Source organism: Mesorhizobium kowhaii, from assembly GCF_003253745.1.
Classification (GTDB): Bacteria; Pseudomonadota; Alphaproteobacteria; order Rhizobiales; family Rhizobiaceae; genus Mesorhizobium; species Mesorhizobium kowhaii.
Window position 1 is genome coordinate 772,699 of the sequence record NZ_MZXV01000013.1, and the last position, 19,456, is coordinate 792,154.

Sequence of the window (19,456 nt, forward strand, 5' to 3'; positions counted from 1 at the left end):
ACGCCCGCCGCCGGTGCATCAAGCCTCGCGCGCGAGGCTGGCCACCAGATGATCGACGCCGGGATCGTCGAGCCTGACGATATGGGCCATGCGCATCGCCTGTCTCAGGCTGATCCTGGTGACGTCCTGCCGCATGATGACCGACACGAAGGCTGGCCCCGGTCCGGTCAGGACGATGGCCCTGCCGACCAGGACCGGTTCCGAGATGGGGGCCCATTGCACGGCTATGATCGACGGCTCGCCGGTCTGGCGGCTGTTGATGCCGCTGAAATAGATCCAGTTCAGGCGCGAGATCACCACGCCGTAATGGTTGCCGGGCGCCCGTGCTCCGCCCTGGCTGTCGCCTGGAGCCCAGCGCGTCACTCGCCTGAAGGTGACCAGCTCGGCCTCACGCCGCACGAAGGTGACCGAGCGCATCAGAAGGTCGGGGCGGCCGGGGACCGAAAAATAGGTGAAATAGGTGCCACTGGCGATGGCGGGCGAGGGGGGACGCACCATGTTCTCGTAAAGCGTCTGGCGCAGCGATGCGTGGCCGTCGCTGGCCGCCGCGGCAGCGGGCTCGCGATACAGTTCGTTCTCGTCGATCTTGAAATAATCGCAGATCAGCCTGGCGGTGGCCTTGTTCGGAATGGCCTGGCCTTGCAGATAGCGCTCGAACTGGGTGCGGTTGATGCCAACCTCACGGCACACCGCACTCACGGAAGCGTGGCGTTGGATCAGCCGCCTGAGGTTGGCTGCGAGGTTCTCGCGAATTGGCACGACATCGCCCCCGCGACTGACGTACGGACCGCTTATACAAGCGGAAGCTTATATTACAGCAATCTCGCACGTCGGGATGATTTCGCGAATGGGACCTTCGGCCAATACCGCAACCAGCGGTGCGCAGACTGTACGTTTTTGACAGTTTAGCTATGCAAGCCATGCAAATGGGCGTATTCCACTGCCAAGAGCGACCTCTACCGGCCACTCGACATCGTATGATGGAGGGCGGTTTGGATCATACCGACCTGGTCGAGCTTCTGGGCTATACGCACACGCAATTGAGCAAGATACGCCAGGCGGTCGCCGCGAGCGACCACGCCGGCGCCATGTTCGCCATCGATTGCCTTGTCGGAGCGGCGGCCGAACAGGCGAAATGCAAGCTCGCAAGCCTGGAGCATGCCGGGTTGCCAATTGGCAGAGATGGGCCGATTGGCCGGCACAGCGCGACGGATGCCTTTGAAGGCGGTGTGGCACGGTCCAAAGTGACACCATCGGGCAAAGCGACACCATCGGGCAAGCCGGCGGCGCCGCGCGATCGCTCTTGATCAGGCCGCGCCGAACTCGCCGATCAGCCTGACATATTCGGCCTCGGCTTCGCCGTAACTGCCATTGGCGAGTTCTTCCAACCCGGCACGGTCGCGAATGACGATCTCGCCGCGACGCGAGCGGATCAGCGCACGGCCTTCCAGCAGCTGGAGCGCAACGGTGACGCCTGGCCGCCGTACACCAAGCATGATGGCCAGGAATTCATGGGTGATGGCGAGGCTTTCGCCGGGCACCCGGTCGTCGCACATGAGCAGCCAGCGCGCCAGCCGCTCCTCGAGCTTCAACCGTGCGTTGACGAGCGCGGTGCAGCCGGTCTGGGTCTGCAGGGAATTGACGAAGCGCAGCAGGAACAGTCGCAAGGTCGCACTTGCCTCTAGCACTGCATTGAAAGGGCCGGCTTCGATGCGGATGGCTTGGCCTTCGAGTTGCACGAAGCAGGCGTGCGCCGCACGGTCGTCGCCCATCACCAGGGAAGATCCGGTCATGCCTTCGAAACCGATGAAGCCCACTTCGGCCTCGTGGCCGCTCGTCGTCCTGGCGACCACCGAACCAATGCCCTGTTCGATGAAGTAGACGGCCTCGATCGGCACATTGGGGGTCACCAGCATCATGCGCAGCGGCAGATCGCAACGCCGCATATGCGGCTCGAGCAGCGCCAGATCATCCGCAGACATGCGCCGCAACAGTTGATTTCGGTATTGGTGGTTCTCGTCGGGTTCAGATTTTTTATCGGGATTAGTCATGGCGCGGCCCACTGCAGGGCAAGAGCCATCCGATCTCCCAGCCGTCCGCGCCCGTAACAACGTGCCGACGATGGCCTGTATATAGGCGCTCTGAACGAAGAAACCTAGGAATACAGTATGGAATTCGATGCACGGCGTCCCCCCAACGTCCGTTTCGCATACGAAAAGATCGACCTGCGCGTTAGTGTCGGAAACGTACCAAGCACCTCTTGGTACAAAACCGACATATCCCTTGGGAGCTTCCGATCACGAGGACGGTCGATAAAATCCGCCGGCTAACGACAAAGCTCTATGTCGGTCGGCGAACCGTTCGAAAGCGTGGCCAACGACCCGCGCAGGTCTTCCGGCCAGCGAGAAGAGTGTACGATTTTTACGGTTGGAGCGGGGATATTGACTCGTCCTGCGCTCGATTTCATTTTTCGAACCACAGCGTCAGGCAAGTGGGTCGCTGCTCCGAGCGGGGCTTCTCATGTCCAGCCTTAACAAGCGCCATCCCGGCTTCTATCCTTCCGATCTGCAACTGTGCCAACGCGTCTTCGATCAGGTCTGCTCCGAGCGCAAACTGGACCCGAAGTCGCCGGAGCCGGACGTGCAGCAGCTCGCAGCCACGGTGTTCTCGCTTTTCGAGAATGGCTGCAGCAATGAAACCGAATTGCTTGAGAGTTTCAGGTGGACTCGCCAATGACCAAAGTCCGGGTCACCTCCTCGACCCCCGGGACTGAAAACCTGCCTTACGACACAGCGGTCTTTGCAAAGAAGCACGGCATGTCGCAGAAGGCCGCGGAGGTGTTGCTGTTCGCAAACGGACCATCCAGAACGGCCTGTGACGCTGCCGCACGCTCTTTTTTGGAAGCAGTCGCCCGGAGATCGAAAAGCAGCAATGAACGCTGACGATACGCCTGGGCCGGCTGCCGTTTCCACCGCGCCTATCAGCAATGCGCGCCGCAACTATATCTTTGACGAACCAGCGGCTCGTTCGAGGACGGCAATCTGTCTATCCGTTTCAACCTGAGCAATCTGCATAAGGGTATCGATTTCAATCATCGCCTCGATATGGCGCGCATCGACCACGGCCTTGCGGGCAAGGCGCAGGAACTCCCTGACAACCCGGAGAGTGTCGACAACACTGGGCTGGTCTGACACCGGTAGTCCTCCCTTGGGAGCTACAACCTATAGAGCGATGATAACGTTCCCCATGTGAATTGACTCGCCATTTCTGTACGAAAGCGTACGCTTCTCACGTCGTCCGCCTCCTACGGCACACGGACGTTTGGTAGCCAACTCAGGTGCTCCCGCCCTCTATGCGGTGACTGAAATGGCAGATGACTATTCAGGCGACAGGATATCGGCTTTCGACTGCGAGATTCTTCGCGGCGCCTTCAGAAAATCGGTTGTGGAAAAGCGCATCGCCGAAAGGGAATGGCGCATGCACGCCCGGCTTTTGGCGCGTGAATTGACCGAGCTTGACGAGATCGATCCGGACATTCTCGACTGGATCGTGCGCAAGTAGCCGTTGCTACCCGTCAGTTCTTATCCACCGGCTTCGAACGCATGCTCGACACCGTCTCGCGTTCGGCGCGCTTGGAGCGCAGCGGCGGCAGGCCGCGATCGATCAGGTCCATGTCCTCCAGCACCATGTCGCCCATGCGCTTGAAGGCGATGTCGAGCGCGCCGGCACGGTGGGCCGAGCGCAGGAAGCCGGAAAGCGCACGCACCGGATGATCCTGCGCCAGCGGCTCTTCCGGGAAGACGTCGCTGGCGGCGACGATGTGGCCGCTTTTGACCGCCGCCATCAGTGCGGGGAAGTCGACGACGCCGGCGCGGCTGAGCAGGATGAAGGCTGCCCCTTTGCGCATGCTGGCAAAGGCATCCGCGCCAAGAAAGCCCTGGTTCTCGCTGGTCACCGAGGCGACGACGAAGACGAAGTCGCTCTGCGACAGCACCTCGTCGAGCGAGGCCGGCTCGACGCCGTTGTCGATCAGGATCGATGGCGGCAGCCAGGGATCGAAGACTTTTGTGTGGGGGCGGAAGCCCGACAGCAGCCGGTTCAGCGCGCGGCCGAGATCGCCGAAGCCGATGATGCCGACATCGGCGCCCGAAAGCAGCCGGGCGGTCTGGTTGCCGTCGCCGCCCCACAACTCCTCGCCGTGGCGGAAGGCGAGGTCGGCATCGACGATGTTGCGGGCGAGGTTGAGCGCCATGGCCAGGCCAAGCTCGGCCACCGGCTCGGCGAAGACCAGGCCGGTGGTGACGACATGGATGCCGCGCGCAAACAGCGTCTCGTAAGGCATGTTGTTGATCAGGTTGGTCTCGACATTGAAGACGCAGCGCAGTGCCTTCATCTTCTCGAGCGTTTCAGGCGTGATCGGCGGCTGGCCGACGATGTAGCGGGCTTCAGCCAGCACATCGGCCGGCAACTTCGCCACGCCATCGGGCGTCGTCTCGACGATGCGGTATTTTTTCCGCAGGCGCAGCAGTTGCGGCGGCGTGAAGATGAGGTCAAGCGTGCGCGGTTCCGGCGCGCTGATCACCAGCGGCAAGGTGTTGTTTGACATTGGCAATTCCTCCCGGCGCGATCCTCATCGCACATTTTTTAGTTTGTGCATGTCGTTGTCCCAAAACCGCTGCACACTTTTGGGCGACGTGCACGGAGACAAAATACCTCTGATTAAACGATTTACAACTGCGAAAAATCGATTTACTCATTTGGCAGCGGACGAAAAATGCTGACGTTCGCGCCTCGGGAGGAGGACCAATGGCGCATAGGCAGGCCCAGCAGCGGCGTCCGTCGATCCACGACGTGGCAAGCCATGCCGGCGTGTCGGCCGCCACCGTCTCCAAGGTCATGGCCGGCGTCACCACGGTGAAGCCCGAGAATGCGCAGCGCGTCTTCGATGCCGTCGAGCTTTTGGGCTATCGCGTCGATCCGCTGGCCTCCGACATGCGGCGGGCCAAGCGCCGCATCATCGGCGCCATCATGCCCGAGTTCGAGAGCGAGTTCTTCGGCCAGATGGTCACGCAGCTCGAAAGCCTGGCCGAGCAGCGCGGCTATACGCTGGTGGCCGCATCGAGCCGCGAATCCGAAGCGCGCGAAAAGGAAATCCTCGAACGCATGCATGACTGGCGGGTGGCCGGCGTGGTGCTGGCGCCGGTGCGCAACGAGCACGGCCCGGCGGCTGAATTCATGAAGGCCAACGGCATGACCGGCGTGCTGATCGACCGCGTGCTGTCTGACGACGCCTTCGACACCGTGTCGGCCGATAGTGCGGCGGCAAGTGCCGAGGTGGCGCGCGAGCTGATCGGCAAGGGCCACCGCCACATCCTGGTTGTCGGCCTTGGCGAACAGGCGGCGACCGTGCGCGCTCGCCTCGACGGCTTCCGTGGCACCGCATTGGCGCTGGCGCCGGATGTCCGCATCGACGTCGTGCTTGCCGAAAGCGATGTCGAACCGCTGCGGGCGCAATTGCGCGACTACTTCGATCAAGGCGAGGGTGGGAGCAGGGGCAACCGCCCGACGGCCGTCTATTCGCTGTTCCTCAAGGGCACGCTGGTGGCGCTGTCCGAGTTCCGCCGGCGCGGCTGGCACTGTCCCAACGACATTTCTCTGGTCGGCTTCGACGATGCCGAATGGATGCAGGTGACATGGCCGGCCATCGCCGCCGTGGTGCAGCCGGTGCGCCAGATCGCCGGCCACGCCATGGAGGCGTTGTTCGCCAGGATTGAAGGTGGGGAGGGGCCGCCGAGAGCGCGGCTCGAGCCTTGCCAGGTTTTGATGCGGGAATCCGTTGGCTCGCCAGGCAACGGCCCGCATTCCGGGGGAGGAAACCGACAATAGCCCCCATTGTCGACAGGCAGTAGCGCTGCACCTGGCCTCGGCTCGCGGCACAAGACATCAACCGGAGGAGAAATGAAATGACGCCGTTCGTTCTGAAGATAAATCGATTTACTTTGGCCTTGGGCGCGGCAATCGCGTTCTCGGCCATCTCCGTGGCCAAGGCCGACGACGCCGAATACGGCGTGCTGATGAAGACGCTGGCCAATCCGTTCTGGGGCGCGATGGCGCAGGGCGTCGAAGCAGGCGCCAAGGAAGCCGGCGTGAGGTATTTCCAGCAGGCGGCCGAAAGCGACCAGGCGGCCGAGCCGCAGCTCAACCTGTGCAACACCATGCTGGAGCGCAAGCCGGCGGCGATGATCACCGCCGCGATCAACTCGACCAATCTGTTGCCGTGCCTGAAGGCGGCGCAGGAGGCCGGCGTCAAGATCGTCGACCTCGACAACAATCTCGACCAGGCGGTGCTCGACAAGGAAGGCATCAAGGTGACCTTCCATATCGGTTCCGACAATGGTGCGGCCGGTGCGCAAGGGGCGGAATATCTCGTCTCCAAGCTCGGCAAGGACGCCAAGGGGCCTGTGCTGGTGATCGAGGGCCTGTCGGGCAACATCACCGGCGAGAAGCGCGCCAAGGGCTTTGCCGACAAGCTCAAGGAACTGGCGCCGGGGCTGGAGATCGTCGCTTCGCTGCCGGGTGACTGGGACCGCGGCAAGGCGGCCTCGATCGCCACCGACACGCTGACGGCGCATCCTGACCTCGTTGCCATCTTCTGCGCCAATGACGGCATGGCGCTCGGTGCTGTCGAATCCGTCTACGCCGCCGGCAAAGGCCCGCAGGTGACGATCATCGGCGTCGACGGCAATTCGGATGCGGTCAAGTCGATCAAGGATGGCCGGCTCAATGCCTCGGTGGCGCAACTGCCCTACCTCGTCGGCAAGCAGGCGGTCGAAAACGTCAAGAAGGCACTGGCCGGCGACAAGGTCGAGGACAGCATCGCCGTGCCGACCCTGGTGCTGACCAAGGACGTGATCGACGCCGGCAAGGAACCGATGCTGGAATATGTGAAGTAAGGAAGGGAATAGGCAGTAGGCAGTAGGGCAGTAGGGGAAAGTCAGCGGTTCGTCCCGCTCAGATCGATCTCTTATTCACTACTGCCTAATCCCTACTGCCTACTGCCTTGCTGCCCTCTCTCAAAGGTGCAAAAAATGGCTTCTGACATGGCGCAGCCCGGTTTCTGGGCCAAGGTGCAGCGCGCATCCGTCGAACGGCTGCATATAAGGCTGGAATCGCTGCTGGTGCTTGTGGCACTCAGCGCCGTCATGGCGGTGCTGTCACCCTACTTCCTGTCGCTCAGCAATTTCCTCAACATTCTGCTGGCCACATCGACGATCGGCGTGCTGGCGATCGCCGCCACCTTCGTCATTGGCTCGGGCGGGCTCGACCTGTCGCTCGGCTCGGTGATGGGGCTGGCCGGCGTCGCCGGCGCTTTCGTCGCGGTCAATCTCGGCTGGCCGTCGGTGTTCGCGGTCTCAGCCTGCATCATCGCCGGCGGGCTTGCCGGCTACATCAACGGCCAGCTCGTCACCCGCGCCTTCGTGCCGGCTTTCATCGTCACGCTCGGCATGCTCGGCCTGGCGCGCGGGCTGGCGTTGGTCATCTCGCAGGGCAGGGCGATCTACGGCCTGCCGCCGGAAATCGTCTATATCGGCCAGGGCCGGCCGTTCGGCATTCCGATGCCGGTTATCCTGCTGGTGCTGACGGCCGTCGTGGCGCACTGCCTGCTTGCCTATACGCGCTTTGGCCGCCACACGCTGGCGCTCGGCGACAGCGAGGGCGCAGCGCGTGCCGCCGGCATCCGCGTCGAACACCATCGCCGCATCATCTACACGCTGTCGGGAGCACTCGCCGGCCTTGCCGGCTTGCTGTTCACCGCCCGCGTCAATGCCGGCGACCCCACCGCCGGCATCAACTACGAGCTGACCGCGATCACCGCGGCGATCATTGGCGGCACCAACCTGTTCGGCGGCCGCGCCTCGATCCTCGGCACCATGATCGGCGCGCTGATCATGGGCGTGTTGCAGAACGGGCTGACGCTGCTGGCGGTGCAATCCTATTACCAGCAGATGGCGATCGGCGCGGTGCTGATCCTGGCGGTGTTCATCGACCAGTATCAGGTCAGGAAGGAGTCACGCGTATGACCCTTCTCACCCTGCAGGGCATCCGCAAGAGCTTTGGCGCCGTCGATGTGCTGCATGGCGTCGACCTCAGTGTCGAGGCGGGCGAAGTGATCGGCCTCGTCGGCGACAATGGCGCCGGCAAGTCGACGCTGATGAAGACCATCACCGGCATCTATCGCGCCGACACCGGCTCGATCGAACTCGGCGGCAAGGACATCCTGCCGCTCGACCCCGGCCAGCGGCGCCAGCTCGGCATCGAGATGATCTACCAGGACCTGTCGCTGGCCAAACAGCAGGACGTTGCCGCCAACATCTTCCTCGGCCGCGAGCCGACAAAGAAGCTGTTCGGCTTTCTCCCGGGCTTTGTCGACAAGGCCGAGATGGACCGCCAGGCGGCGAAAATGATCGAGCGGCTGGGCGCGCATCTGCCGTCGATCAACCGCTCGGTCGGCTCGTTCTCGGGCGGCCAGCAGCAGACGGTGGCGATCGCCAGGGCGCTGACCTTCAATCCCCGGCTGGTCATCATGGACGAGCCGACGGCGGCGCTCGCCGTGCGCGAGGTGCAGAGCGTGCTCGACCTCATCCGGAGGCTGAAGTCGGAAGGCATCGCCGTCATCTTGATCTCGCATCGGCTGAACGACGTGCTGGCGGTCACCGACCGCATCGTGGTGCTGCGTCACGGCCGCGCCGAGGCCAATCTGGTCACCGCCAAAACCAACATGAATGAAGTCGTCGGCCGCATCGTCGGCGGCGGCGACACCAGCGCCGCGGCGGCGCATGAACAGAGAGGCTAGAGCTGATGAATGTTTTTGGACTGCACACTTTCGCCATTGCCCCGGTCTGGGATCTCGACCTGATCGAGCCGCAGATGGAGCGGCTGAAGGGGCTCGGCATCGGCCTCCTGGAGATCCCGCTGCTGCGCCCGGAGGAGATCGACACCGAACGCACGCGCGCCTTCGCCGAGCGGCAAGGCGTCGAGCTGATCCCGTCGCTCGGCCTGCCGGCGTCGCTCGACGTGGTGGCGCGGCCGGACGAGGCGCTGGCCTTCCTGGAACCTGCCTTCAGCGTCTGCGAAGCGGTGGGCAGTGAAGCGCTTGGCGGCGTCACCTACGGCACGATCGGCAAGACTTCCGGACGCGGGCCAACCACGGAGGAAATCGACGGCATATGCCGCTTCCTCGCGCGCGCCGCCAAGGCGGCCAAGGCGCATGGGCTGAAGCTCGGCATCGAGCCCTGCAACCGCTACGAGACGCATCTGATCAATCGCGGCATCGACGCGGCAGGGATCATCGAGCGCGTCGGCGCCGACAACATCTTCATCCATCTCGACACCTATCACATGCATATCGAGGAGGAGAGCTTTGAGGCCGGATTCCGCGCCGCGGCACCTTACCTCGGCTACGTCCATGTCTCCGAAGCCAATCGCGGCGTGCCGGGGCGCGGCATGCTCAACTGGGCGGCCTGCATGAAGGCGATCGCCGCCATCGGCTACACCGGCGCCATCACGCTGGAAAGCATGAACCATGTCGATGTCGACATTGCCGGTGGGCTGGCGGTATGGCGGCCGGTGGCCGACAATCCCGACGATGTCATCGGCGTCGGCCTGCCGTTCCTGCGCGAGGAAGCGCGGAAGGCGGGATTGACGCTGGGGTGACCCGGGCGGCCGGGTGTTCTATGACACTTCGCCTGCGACAGCTGTTGCCCGCCGCTGTCCCAAATGCCGTATCTTGCGGCCGACGATCATCAGTTGGCGCGCGGTGTTGTTGCGAAGCCGGCGGATGCGCCATTCCAGCCCTGTGCCGGTGGTGATCGCCTTGGAGTAGATGCTGGATCTCATGCCGTTCTCATCGGCGGCGATCTTGACCGGGTCGTCATAGAAAGCACTGATCTTGTCAGCCGCCATTCCTGGTGTTTCGAGCCAGCGCGGAATGTGAACCGAACAGAGCTGACCGACATCGGTCATCACCCGTTCGATGCCGACGCCCGGCGTTGGACACGTCGTCAAGAAGGCGTCGCCGACGAAGACCACTCCGTCGCGGCGGTGGCCTTGCGTCGTGGTCAGATTGATCTGCCTGACCTCGACGGGACCTGCGACCTCGAAGTTGCCGCATTGCGCTGATATCTCGGGCATCAGCTCGCAAAGCATCTTTTGCGGTTCCTCACGAAACGCCCTTGTCCACGGCTCGGCCACTTGCCGGTAGACGAACATGTTCGCCCGCATCTTGTTGCCGATGGGAAAGACGGTGATATAGGCGATACGATCCCCGGCCCGTTTGCCGTAGCAGGTGACGGACCGATAGGCGCAGTCACGCGGCGAGATGGCGAGGTCGAAGCCGATCGATAGCGAAAACGCCTTGGATTCTTCCATGCGGTTCACGCCGATGGCGCGCCGCACCGCTTCGCTGTGGCCGGTGGCCACCACCACAAGACGCGCGTCGATGATGGCGCCGTCGACGAGCACAAGCCGCTGCCTGTCCGGTCCGGTGGTGATCTCGGCGACCTTGCCCACCGTCAACGGAACTTGCGGCGGCAGGGCGTCGCGCAGGCCGTTGATCAGCGCGCCATAGGAAAATCCAAATTCGTGATTGGTTTCGCGCGCGAACAATTGCCCAAGGCGAAAGATGTGCACCTCTTCTATCGGGGTGACGAGAGGCAGAACCGTCGCATCGAGGCCCAGCCTTTCGAACAGCTGCATCTGCTTCCTGCCGATCTTCTCGGCCCGGAACTCGGGGTGGTGGACGCGGTGCGGATCGATCAACGCCACCTTGCGGCCGGCTTTGCCAAGCACCGCTGCCAAGGTGGTGCCGGCCAGTCCGGCGCCGACGATCGCCACGTCGACTTCGGCTGGGCCAGCTTCTGCGGTACTCATTTCACTGCCCTTTCCGCTGGTCATCTTTCCTCTCTGCAATCTGTGGTGGAAAATACGCTCGGACCCAAATCAACCTCAAGCAACCTGCGCGCGCGACTGGTAGTAACCAAGCTTTAGGTTAATACCGGCCGCCTCCTCTCTGCTTCCAGCGCGGTGCGATCGCCGAACCGTCGATGAACTCGAAGCCGCCCGCCTCGTTGAGCGTGTGAAGCTTGCGCCCACCCCATAGCGCACCTGGATTTAAGATCGTCTCAACGACTTGCTCCATGCCGATCAAATCAAGGTGAGAAATGCGTGCAATGCCGAGAGCCGCGCCATAACTCCTGCGACAGTCCTGCACCGGTCGCAGCAATTGGTCGCCTCGTTTCACCATGCGGCCGGCCGGGCGCGCCGAGGCGATGTCGATCAGCACGGGATTGTTCGGATGCGGCGTCCAGGGGCCGCGAAATTCGGGTGCCGACCACAGATGAAGCGCGTCGGAGAAGGCGCCTGCGCCATCCCGGATGGTGCCCTCACCGTCCCGGACGGTGGCGAACATCCACCAGGCGCCGCCATGCTCGACCAGAGTGGCGTCGCTGGCGACGACGTCGGACAGCAGCGTCGCCTCCTTGACCCAGCCACCCGGGAACGCGGTCGCCCGGTAGAGGTCGACCGTACCGTTGGCGCAGCTTTCCGGCACCATCCAGACCTCGCCGTCGCGCTCGAAGACGAAGGGGTAGGAGAGATGATAGGGCAGTTCGAGCACGGGCTCAGGGCGGCCAAGCGGCCCGGCCGGACCGAACGGCACAGCCGAGATGATGGCCTTGCCGAGCCGGTGGATATAGTCCTCGACGAACAGGGTTAACTGACCCTGATGCAGGATCGGGAACGGATCGGCGTAGAAGCGGCTGCCATCGTCCGGCAGCACGTTCCAGCCCGATGCCGGATGCGCGCGCAGGTCGAACAGATCCCGGCCCTTGGTTTCTCGCCAGCCGACCTTCCAGTGCGGGGCGTTGTAGCAAAGATGGTAGATCTTCTGGACGATCCGCCGCGCCAGCGCCTTGCCCGCCCTGACGCCAAGCTTGGCGGCCGTGGGTATTGGCGGCGGGGCGCCAGCCTGCGCCGGCTCGGGCAGCACCGGCACGGTCTTTGCCGCATTTGTCATCGCCGCGACGATCAGGCTTGCCGTGCGCGCCAGCATGTCCTGGAAGGAAGCCAGCGCGATGCCGCCATACTCGGTTCCCAGGCGACCGGCGGCAATTGCAACGCCGTTTTCCTCGATCCGGGCAAGTGGCGTCTGGCCGTTGAGGATCAAGGCCAGCAAGGCCGCTTCTCCACTGGCGCCATCGTAGGTGACGCGCCAGACTCGCGTGCCTTCCAGCCTGACGTCACCGCAGAGGTCGAGCACCAGGTCGGGTGAGAGCTGCTCCGTGCGGTAGGGAGCGAGTTCTAAAAGTGGCACTTGCCTGGCCAGCCCATCGCGGGGCAAGCCATGTATTGCTGTTTCAAGTTGGAACAAGGCCGCGGCGCTGCGCGGGATGCCGCCGCCAGCCGGCCGGGCGTCGACGAACAGCGTCACATCCGGAAGCGAGGCCAGGCGCTGAAGCAACATGACATGAAAAGCGCGGACGCATTGGCTGTCCAGGCGAAGGCTTACCCGCATATCGAACGCCCGACGGTTTGGCACATGTCATTGCCGACGCGGCCGGCTCGGTTGAAGTGTTGCCCCATCTATGTCCGACTCCTGCTCAGTTTTGCAATCTCAACACTCCGTTTTCCTTCTAAGCAAACTCCGTGCCAAAATTCACCGGAGCTGTGAACATAATTAATAATGTTTTAACAATTGGAGTAATAGCTAGGCTCATGCCCGCGATTTGGTCTTGCAGGCAAATGGAGTATTGTAGGAGGCAGCTATGCTATCATCTCTGCCCATGGTGCCTCAGCAATACTTTCCGGAAGCAGGATCGGTGGAACCAGCGGGATCATACGCACCTTCGACCGTCGAGCTTGGCGATCTGAAGCGCATTTTGGTGCGCCGTCGCCTCTGGATCATCGGCACCGCCGTGCTGCTGACGCTCGCAACCCTGCTCTATGGCCTCCTCACCCCCGCGCTCTACAGCTCGGTGGCGGAAATCATCATCGATCCGCAGGACCTGCAAGTGGTCACCAACGATATCAATCCGAGCGGGCTGGCGCCCGATGGCGGCATCACGCAGGTTGAAAGCCAGGTCAGCGTCGTCCAGTCGACGGGCGTGCTGCTGCGGGCGATCGCGGCGACCAAACTGACCGAGGATCCGGAATTCAACGGGCAGGGCATGCTGTCGCGCGTCCTCGGTTCGGGTTCGGCCGCGACCGACAGGACGGTGGAAACGCTCGACGCATTGCGCCGGCGCCTTGCGGTGAAGCGGGCGGACAAGGTCCTGGTCATCGACGTGATCGTCACCGCCAAGAGCGCCGACAAGGCCGCACTTCTGGCCAACGCCATCGCACAAGCCTATCTGGCCGACCAGGCGAGCGCGCGCGCGCAATCCGCCACCGATGCGTCGAAGGCGATCACCGCGCGGCTGGACGAACAGCGCAAGCGCGTTCAGCAGGCCGAAAATGCTGTCGAGGCCTACAAGTCCGCCAACAACATGGTGATGGCAGCAGGCAATCTGGTCAGCGACCAGGAACTGACCGAGCTCAACACGCAGCTTTCGGCGGCGCAAAGCCGCACCGCGACGCTGAAGGCGCAGGTCGACCAGATGCGCAAGCAGAGCGGCACACCCGACGCAACCTCGGAAGCGATGCGCTCGTCGGTGATTTCGAGCCTGCGGTCACAGGAAGCTACGCTTGTCGACCAGGTCTCGCAGCTTGGCACGGAACTGGGACCGCGCCATCCCTCGATGATCGCCGCGCAGCAGCAACTGCGTGACACGCGGCAGCTGATCGCGCGCGAACTTGGCCGGATCCAGACCGCCGCCGAGACCGATTACGAGCGGGCGCTTGCCAACCAGCAGGCGCTGGAAACGAAAGTCGCCGGCCTCAAGAACAAATCGCTCGACACCGACCAGGCATCCGTGCGGCTGCGCGAATTGCAGCGCGATCTCGAGGCGGTCCGTTCCGTCTACGCAACCTACCTGCAGCGGGCTCAGGAAACGCGCGAGCAGGTCAACGTCGACAGCACGAACGCGCGCGTCATTTCGGATGCCATGCCCGCCCAGAAAAAGAGCTGGCCGCCACTGGGGCTGCTTTTGTTTGGGGCTGTGTTTGGCGGATTGGGGCTGGGCACCGGCCTGGCGCTGATTGCGGAGTACTCCTCGCCGACAGTGCTTTCCAGCGCCCAGATGCAATTCACGATCGATGCCCCCGTGCTTGGCATCCTGCCGGCGGGAGCGAAGGCGGGACGGCGCTGGTGGCCTTTCGCCGGGAGTTCGTCCGTCGCGTCCAGCCAGAAGACGGACGCCGTCGTGGGGCTCGCGCTCCGGCGCATGTTCAATTCGGGCCGGCGTCCGCCGGATTGGCCGCTGGTGCCGTCGATCCTCGTGACGTCGCCGCCAGAAGATGGCCAGCAACGCAACAGGATCGCACGGCTCATCGCCAACGCCGCGGCGGCCAGGGGCAGCCGGGTCCTGTTCGTCGATACCAACACCAGCAACGGCCAGATGGACCCGCAGCCCGGGATACTCGATGTGTTGCGCGGCGAGTATGCGTTTGAAGCCGTCAGCCGTTACGCCCCGGGCAGCAACGTTGCCCTTTTGGGCAGGGGCCGGCCGAAGGCGATCTTCCAGGAAGCGCACGGCGTCTACTTCGCGCAGCATATGCTGGCCCAGGCGAGCCGGAGTTTCGAACTCGTCGTCGTCGATGGCGGCGCGCTCGCCGAGAATCTGAATGCCTCGCCGCTTGTCGCCATGGTCGACGAGATTGTGCTCGTCGCCAGGTTGAACGCCACGCCGATGCGTGATGTGACGGCGACGATGCAGGCGATTTCCGTCATGGGGCGGGTGCCGACAGGCGCCTTGCTGGTCGACGAGGCGGCCTGACATGGCCTCCGGCTGGAGCGGAACCGCCTCGAATTTCGGCGCTGCCGCGCCCCGCGCCGGCACCTCCGTCGATGTGGTGACCCAGTTTGGACTGATCGCAGCCGTGCTAGTGCTGTTCAGCGTCTCGGGCGGCATGCTCTGGCTGCTGGGCTACAATTACGACGGCCTGTCAGGCAGCGCGGCGACCAAGATACATCCCTCCACCTATCTCATAATCCTGCTGTTTGCCTGGCGTTCGTGCACGTTCGGCAATCCGGTCGGCTACCTCGTTCACGTCGCCGACAGGCGGCCGGCCACCGCGCTGATGATCGTCATCGCCGTCGTGCTCCTGGTCGTCGTCATCGTCAGGCAACGTCCAGGCATGGCCGGCATGATCGACACTTTCGTGGCTTCCGGGCTGCTGGTGCTCCTGCTCGGCGAAGATGACGAATGGACATTCGCGCGGCTGCGCACCGTCATTCACGCGGTCATGACGGTCAATGCGCTGCTCGCCCTTGTCGAATTCGCCACCAAGACACTGGTGTTTCCCTATCGTTTCGATGGCGAGGTGTTTGCCACCGATCTGCGTTCGAGCGCGCTGCAGGGGCATCCGCTTTCCAACGCCACGATGACGTCGATCTACGTGCTTGCGCTTTTGAGCGGCTCAAGATCGCTGCCGGCTCCGCTGCGGCTGGCGATGATCGGCCTGCAATGCGCGGCACTCGTTGCGTTCGGCGGCCGGTCGGCGATGGTGGTGACCATCCTGCTGGGCGGCTGCTATGTGCTTTTCCACGGCTTTCGCAAATTGCGCACGGGACGCGTCAACCTGCTCGGCGCTGCCCTGGCGATGATGCTGGCCGCGCTGCTGCCGGTTGCCATCGCCGTATTGGCCTCGCAGGGCTTTTTCGATGCGCTGCTTGGCCGTTTCGTTTCGGATGGAGGCAGTGCCAATGCCCGCGTCGAGATGTTCGAGATCTTCAACTATCTGGAACTGCGCGATGTGATTGTCGGGCCAAGTATCGATCTCGTCGAGAGCCTGCGCCGGATCAACGGCCTTGAATGGGGTATCGAGAACCCATTCATCCGCATGACGGTCTACCAGGGCGCCTTCTTCACCCTTTTGATGATGTCCAGCTTCGGGCTGTTCATGCATGAGGTGGCGCGCCGCTGCCATCCTGGCGTCTGGCTGCCGGTGGTGGGCTGGCTCATTCTTCTCAACACCTCGGAAAGCATCTCCTCCAAGACCACGCTCCTCACCAAGGTCGCGGTGCTGTGCCTTGCCCTTTACCGGCCGGCGCGCTCGGTGATCAGGCCGGTCAAAGCGGTTCGTCCTTTCGCGGAAACGCAGAACCGCTCTATATCTTTTTAACGCAATTGCGGACGGAAAGCCGTTTCACAAAGCTCAATCAAACTGGCTGCCGCCAATGGCCGGGATTGGGCCCAAAGCTGACTGGCAGCTTCTGGCCTCAGATATTCAATAGCGGACCTTCACGCCGGTACGAGCATCGTCGTGATGCTGACACTTGTCGGACTTTTGCCGTCAAGAAGCCCTAAGGCCTTTCTTGGCCAGAAAGCCGACCTTAGTGACCCAACTTAGCCGCCTGTAAACGGACGTGACTCCTTGCTGGCCTTCCTCGACATCAGCCCCCCAAGGACAAGTCGTGGGGCCAATGGGCCAATCGACTGGCGCGATCACCCCATGTAGCGGCTTGCCGATCGAGCTTCGAAGTCAGCCTGATAGACTTTTGAAATGGGCGTCATACAATCCATCTTTCTGCTTTCAATGAAAGCAAAGCGAAATGGCCGAAGAACGCGCCCAACGCCGTCTTGCCGCCATATTGGCCGCCGACGTGGTGGGCTACAGCCGACTTCTGGACCTGGACGAGCAAGGAACGTTGACCGCGTTAAAGAGGAGGCGGAAGGAGATCCTGGAGCCACTGGTCCGCGACCGTCACGGCCGTGTCGTAAAAGTGATGGGTGATGGCGTCCTAGTCGAGTTCGGAAGCGCAGTGAACGCTGTGTCATGCTCCGTCGAACTCCAGAAGCGGATGATGGCCGCGAACGAGGGTTTGGCGTTCGACCGACAAATCAACCTGCATATCGGCATCAATCTGGGCGATGTCGTTGTCGAGGACGGCGATCTGTTCGGCGATGGCGTTGTTGTCGCAGTGCGGCTTCAGGCAATGGCCGAGGCTGGAGATATCTGCGTCTCCGGCAGCGTCTACGACCAAGTCAAGCGAAAGCTTGAATGCGACTTCGACGAACTCGGTCCGCAAGCGATCAAGAACGTTGCCGAACCGGTGTCCGTTTACCGGATTCGGTTATCGACCTCATCTGAAGGTGGCGGACCGGCGGAGAAAGCGCCGCTGCCGCTCCCCGGCAAGCCCTCCATCGCCGTCCTTCCCTTTACGAACATGAGCAACGATCCGGAGCAGGAGGCTTTTGTCGACGGCCTCACCGAAGACCTGATCACGGATCTGTCGAGGAACAGCGAGTTGTTTGTCATCGCCAGCAACTCGGCTTTTGCATACAAGGGCAGGCACGTGGATGTGCGTCGGATCGCGCGAGACCTGGGAGTGCGCCATCTTCTTGAGGGTAGTGCACGGCGGGCAGCTGGACGGGTGCGTATCAACGCTCAATTGATCGATGCGATCGGGGGCAACCACCTTTGGGCCGAAAGATTCGACCGAAGCCTTGAAGATATCTTCGCCGTTCAGGACGAGGTGACCGGCAAGATTGTCGAGGCTCTGGTGGGCCGTCTGACCGCCGCGCCGGCGCGCAACAGACCGAGCAACCTGGAGGCCTATGATCTATGTGTGCGTGCACGGGCCTTGGGCCTGCAAACGGCGCTCACCGCGAAAGAAGCCATTTTCCTGCTGAACCGGGCAATCGCGCTCGATCTGGAATATGCGGAGGCGCATCGTTGGCTGGCACTCAACCTCTGGCTGGGCTGGGAGTTCTGGGACGAACCGATGGATCCCAATCGCGCAAGTGCGCTTGCCGAAGCACAGCAGGCGGTCGAACTCGACCCGAATGACGCTGGGAACCGATGGGTATTGGGCGTTATATTAGGACATGAGGGTCGCTGGGCGGAATCGGATGCCGAATTCGCCGCCGCCCACAAGCTGGATCCCAACCACGCCGACGCGTGGGCGATGCAGGCTGAACTGACGACGGAAAACGGCCGGCCTGCCGAAGCCATAGAGCAGGTGCGCAAGGCGCTGCGGCTCAACCCTCACCCGCCCGGTTGGTATTACTGGATGTTGGGCCAGGCTCAGTATGCGATCGGCGACTACGAATCCGCGGTTCAAACGTTGCGGAGACCCGAAACTTATCGCACGACTTCACGACGCCTGCTTGCAGCAAGCCTTGCGCAACTTGGCCGTTTGGAGGAGGCGCGCTGGGAGGCGGAAATGTTCATGATAAGCAATCCGCACTTCACAATCCGGCATTGGTCAGCTTCGCAGCCTTTCCCGGCCGAAGACGTGCGGCGGCATATCGTGGAAGGCTATCGCATGGCGGGGCTGCCAGAATGACTGTCATGGCTATGCCCGTCGGGGCCGCAGTGGATAGGCGTCTCGAGGCTGCCGCAGCAGCGAATATATGGTCTCTTCTGCCGGAACGAAATTCGTCATATCGAGACTTGAACATGGCCAGTGAAGACTTTCGGCACCGGAAAGCACAACGCGAGGATCGCCCGGCCCTGATTACGCTCATGGACGCGGCGATCTCTGAACTCCAAAACCCCTTTCTAGATTAGTGTGCGACTTGGAAAGCTGCCGCCATCAATTCTTTGGGATTTGGAGCCCGGCATACATTTTGGCCTTCCTCTTCAGCTTCCGTGAAGGTCCAGCGCACAATGCCTTCCCGATCGAGCAAGAACTCGCCGACAAGCGGCATGTGACCGGCGATAATAATCTGCCGGTCGGCCTCCGTAATTTCGTACCCGTCCTTTTTCTCAAAAAAGTCGCCCGCCGCAGCCGGGTTCATCGGCTCGGGCAACTCCCCCGGCAGATCGATCCGCATTGTCATGACTGCGTCCATTCCGAGCTTGTGCGGCCATTCGGTTTCATTCTCCGTGAGCTCGAGGATGGGTAAACCGAAGGCGCGGTGTGAAGCGCCCTCCGGGTCGGATGCGCTAAGAAGATCGGGTAGCGGATGGTAGCGGAAGTAGAGCCGCGCACGTTCGACCGGCGTCTCGACCACTGCGAGACATTCTATGCCTTTCTCCTTCAGGGCCGGATTGAGCTGCGCCATCACCGCGACGTGGCGCCGGCAGAATGGACAATGCAGGCCCCGAAACAAACCGACCAGTAACGGGCTACGGCCTCGAAAATCGTCGAGCGCGATCTTGCCTTCGCGCGAGATCGCGTCGAGCACAATATTCGGTGCCCGGTCGCCCGGCTGCAGCGGGCGGTCGATATTACTCGTGGACATGGACAACCTCCTCGCCCCGGATCAGTCAGAAAAAGGTAGCACACCCAGCGTTTCGGAGTTGAGCCCGTGCTTGGGCGCAAAACTTCCTGCGCCAGGGCAAAATAGCTTTC

19 protein-coding genes are annotated in these 19,456 nt (G+C 62.6%); 12 read left to right on the forward strand and 7 right to left on the reverse strand.

Annotation, left to right across the window (positions count from 1 at the left end; all coding sequences use genetic code 11):
- Positions 1–18 precede the first annotated feature (18 nt).
- Positions 19–759 (reverse strand): helix-turn-helix domain-containing protein, encoded by a 741-nt coding sequence (locus B5V02_RS06235; protein ID WP_111543295.1) that lies wholly within the window; start codon positions 757–759, stop codon positions 19–21.
- Positions 760–992: 233 nt separating this feature from the next.
- On the opposite strand from B5V02_RS06235, the gene B5V02_RS06240 reads away from it, so the two are divergent.
- Entirely contained in the window at positions 993–1,307 is a 315-nt protein-coding gene (locus tag B5V02_RS06240) for a hypothetical protein (protein ID WP_167458377.1), read from the forward strand.
- Here B5V02_RS06240 and B5V02_RS06245 read toward each other — a convergent pair whose 3' ends face one another.
- Entirely contained in the window at positions 1,308–2,051 is a 744-nt protein-coding gene (locus tag B5V02_RS06245) for a Crp/Fnr family transcriptional regulator (protein WP_111543296.1), read from the reverse strand.
- A gap of 469 nt (positions 2,052–2,520) precedes the next feature.
- On the opposite strand from B5V02_RS06245, the gene B5V02_RS06250 reads away from it, so the two are divergent.
- Positions 2,521–2,736 carry a hypothetical protein gene (locus tag B5V02_RS06250; protein WP_111543297.1) on the forward strand — a complete coding sequence of 72 codons (216 nt, stop codon included), beginning with the start codon at positions 2,521–2,523 and terminating at the stop codon, positions 2,734–2,736.
- The gene (locus B5V02_RS06255) at positions 2,733–2,942 is read left to right on the forward strand and encodes a hypothetical protein (RefSeq protein ID WP_111543298.1); all 210 of its coding nucleotides are present in this window, start codon (positions 2,733–2,735) and stop codon (positions 2,940–2,942) included. Before B5V02_RS06250 ends, B5V02_RS06255 begins: the two co-directional genes overlap by 4 nt.
- Positions 2,943–2,999: 57 nt before the next feature.
- Here B5V02_RS06255 and B5V02_RS06260 read toward each other — a convergent pair whose 3' ends face one another.
- A complete protein-coding gene (locus B5V02_RS06260; protein ID WP_111543299.1) occupies positions 3,000–3,194 on the reverse strand; it encodes a hypothetical protein in 195 nt (64 codons plus the stop codon).
- Between the two features lie 172 nt (positions 3,195–3,366).
- Between B5V02_RS06260 and B5V02_RS06265 the strand changes: the two genes are divergently transcribed.
- Positions 3,367–3,561 (forward strand): hypothetical protein, encoded by a 195-nt coding sequence (locus tag B5V02_RS06265; protein ID WP_111543300.1) that lies wholly within the window; start codon positions 3,367–3,369, stop codon positions 3,559–3,561.
- Between the two features lie 13 nt (positions 3,562–3,574).
- Here B5V02_RS06265 and B5V02_RS06270 read toward each other — a convergent pair whose 3' ends face one another.
- Entirely contained in the window at positions 3,575–4,606 is a 1,032-nt protein-coding gene (locus tag B5V02_RS06270) for a hydroxyacid dehydrogenase (protein ID WP_111543301.1), read from the reverse strand.
- Positions 4,607–4,806: 200 nt separating this feature from the next.
- Here B5V02_RS06270 and B5V02_RS06275 point away from each other — a divergent pair, with 200 nt between their 5' ends.
- The 5 genes from B5V02_RS06275 to B5V02_RS06295 all read left to right on the forward strand — a co-directional run bounded on the left by B5V02_RS06275 (position 4,807) and on the right by B5V02_RS06295 (position 9,714).
- On the forward strand, positions 4,807–5,886 hold the full coding sequence (locus tag B5V02_RS06275; protein WP_111543302.1) for a LacI family DNA-binding transcriptional regulator: 1,080 nt from the start codon (positions 4,807–4,809) through the stop codon (positions 5,884–5,886).
- Positions 5,887–5,963: 77 nt separating this feature from the next.
- On the forward strand, positions 5,964–6,953 hold the full coding sequence (locus tag B5V02_RS06280; RefSeq protein WP_111543303.1) for a sugar ABC transporter substrate-binding protein: 990 nt from the start codon (positions 5,964–5,966) through the stop codon (positions 6,951–6,953).
- A 135-nt stretch (positions 6,954–7,088) separates the two neighbouring features.
- Complete coding sequence (locus B5V02_RS06285; RefSeq protein ID WP_111543304.1) at positions 7,089–8,081, forward strand: ABC transporter permease; 993 nt, start codon at positions 7,089–7,091, stop codon at positions 8,079–8,081.
- Positions 8,078–8,854, forward strand: a complete 777-nt coding sequence (locus tag B5V02_RS06290) for an ATP-binding cassette domain-containing protein (RefSeq protein WP_111543305.1) — start codon at positions 8,078–8,080, stop codon at positions 8,852–8,854. The genes B5V02_RS06285 and B5V02_RS06290 overlap by 4 nt, the downstream gene beginning before the upstream one ends.
- Positions 8,855–8,859: 5 nt before the next feature.
- The gene (locus B5V02_RS06295; protein WP_111543306.1) at positions 8,860–9,714 is read left to right on the forward strand and encodes a sugar phosphate isomerase/epimerase family protein; all 855 of its coding nucleotides are present in this window, start codon (positions 8,860–8,862) and stop codon (positions 9,712–9,714) included.
- 18 nt (positions 9,715–9,732) lie between these two features.
- On the opposite strand, the gene B5V02_RS06300 is transcribed toward B5V02_RS06295, so the two are convergent.
- Complete coding sequence (locus B5V02_RS06300; RefSeq protein WP_111543778.1) at positions 9,733–10,929, reverse strand: FAD-dependent oxidoreductase; 1,197 nt, start codon at positions 10,927–10,929, stop codon at positions 9,733–9,735.
- Between the two features lie 118 nt (positions 10,930–11,047).
- Positions 11,048–12,571: a glucosamine inositolphosphorylceramide transferase family protein gene (locus tag B5V02_RS06305; RefSeq protein ID WP_111543307.1), complete on the reverse strand. Its 1,524-nt coding sequence runs from the start codon at positions 12,569–12,571 to the stop codon at positions 11,048–11,050.
- A gap of 250 nt (positions 12,572–12,821) precedes the next feature.
- Here B5V02_RS06305 and B5V02_RS06310 point away from each other — a divergent pair, with 250 nt between their 5' ends.
- From B5V02_RS06310 to B5V02_RS06320, 3 genes are all read left to right on the forward strand, one after another.
- Complete coding sequence (locus B5V02_RS06310; protein ID WP_111543308.1) at positions 12,822–14,930, forward strand: GumC family protein; 2,109 nt, start codon at positions 12,822–12,824, stop codon at positions 14,928–14,930.
- A gap of 1 nt (position 14,931) precedes the next feature.
- Positions 14,932–16,278 carry a VpsF family polysaccharide biosynthesis protein gene (locus tag B5V02_RS06315; RefSeq protein ID WP_111543309.1) on the forward strand — a complete coding sequence of 449 codons (1,347 nt, stop codon included), beginning with the start codon at positions 14,932–14,934 and terminating at the stop codon, positions 16,276–16,278.
- A gap of 430 nt (positions 16,279–16,708) precedes the next feature.
- Positions 16,709–18,445, forward strand: coding sequence for an adenylate/guanylate cyclase domain-containing protein (locus B5V02_RS06320; RefSeq protein ID WP_111543310.1), 1,737 nt, complete (start codon positions 16,709–16,711; stop codon positions 18,443–18,445).
- 220 nt (positions 18,446–18,665) lie between these two features.
- Here B5V02_RS06320 and B5V02_RS06330 read toward each other — a convergent pair whose 3' ends face one another.
- Positions 18,666–19,346 (reverse strand): redoxin family protein, encoded by a 681-nt coding sequence (locus B5V02_RS06330; protein WP_111543311.1) that lies wholly within the window; start codon positions 19,344–19,346, stop codon positions 18,666–18,668.
- Between the last annotated feature and the right edge of the window lie 110 nt (positions 19,347–19,456).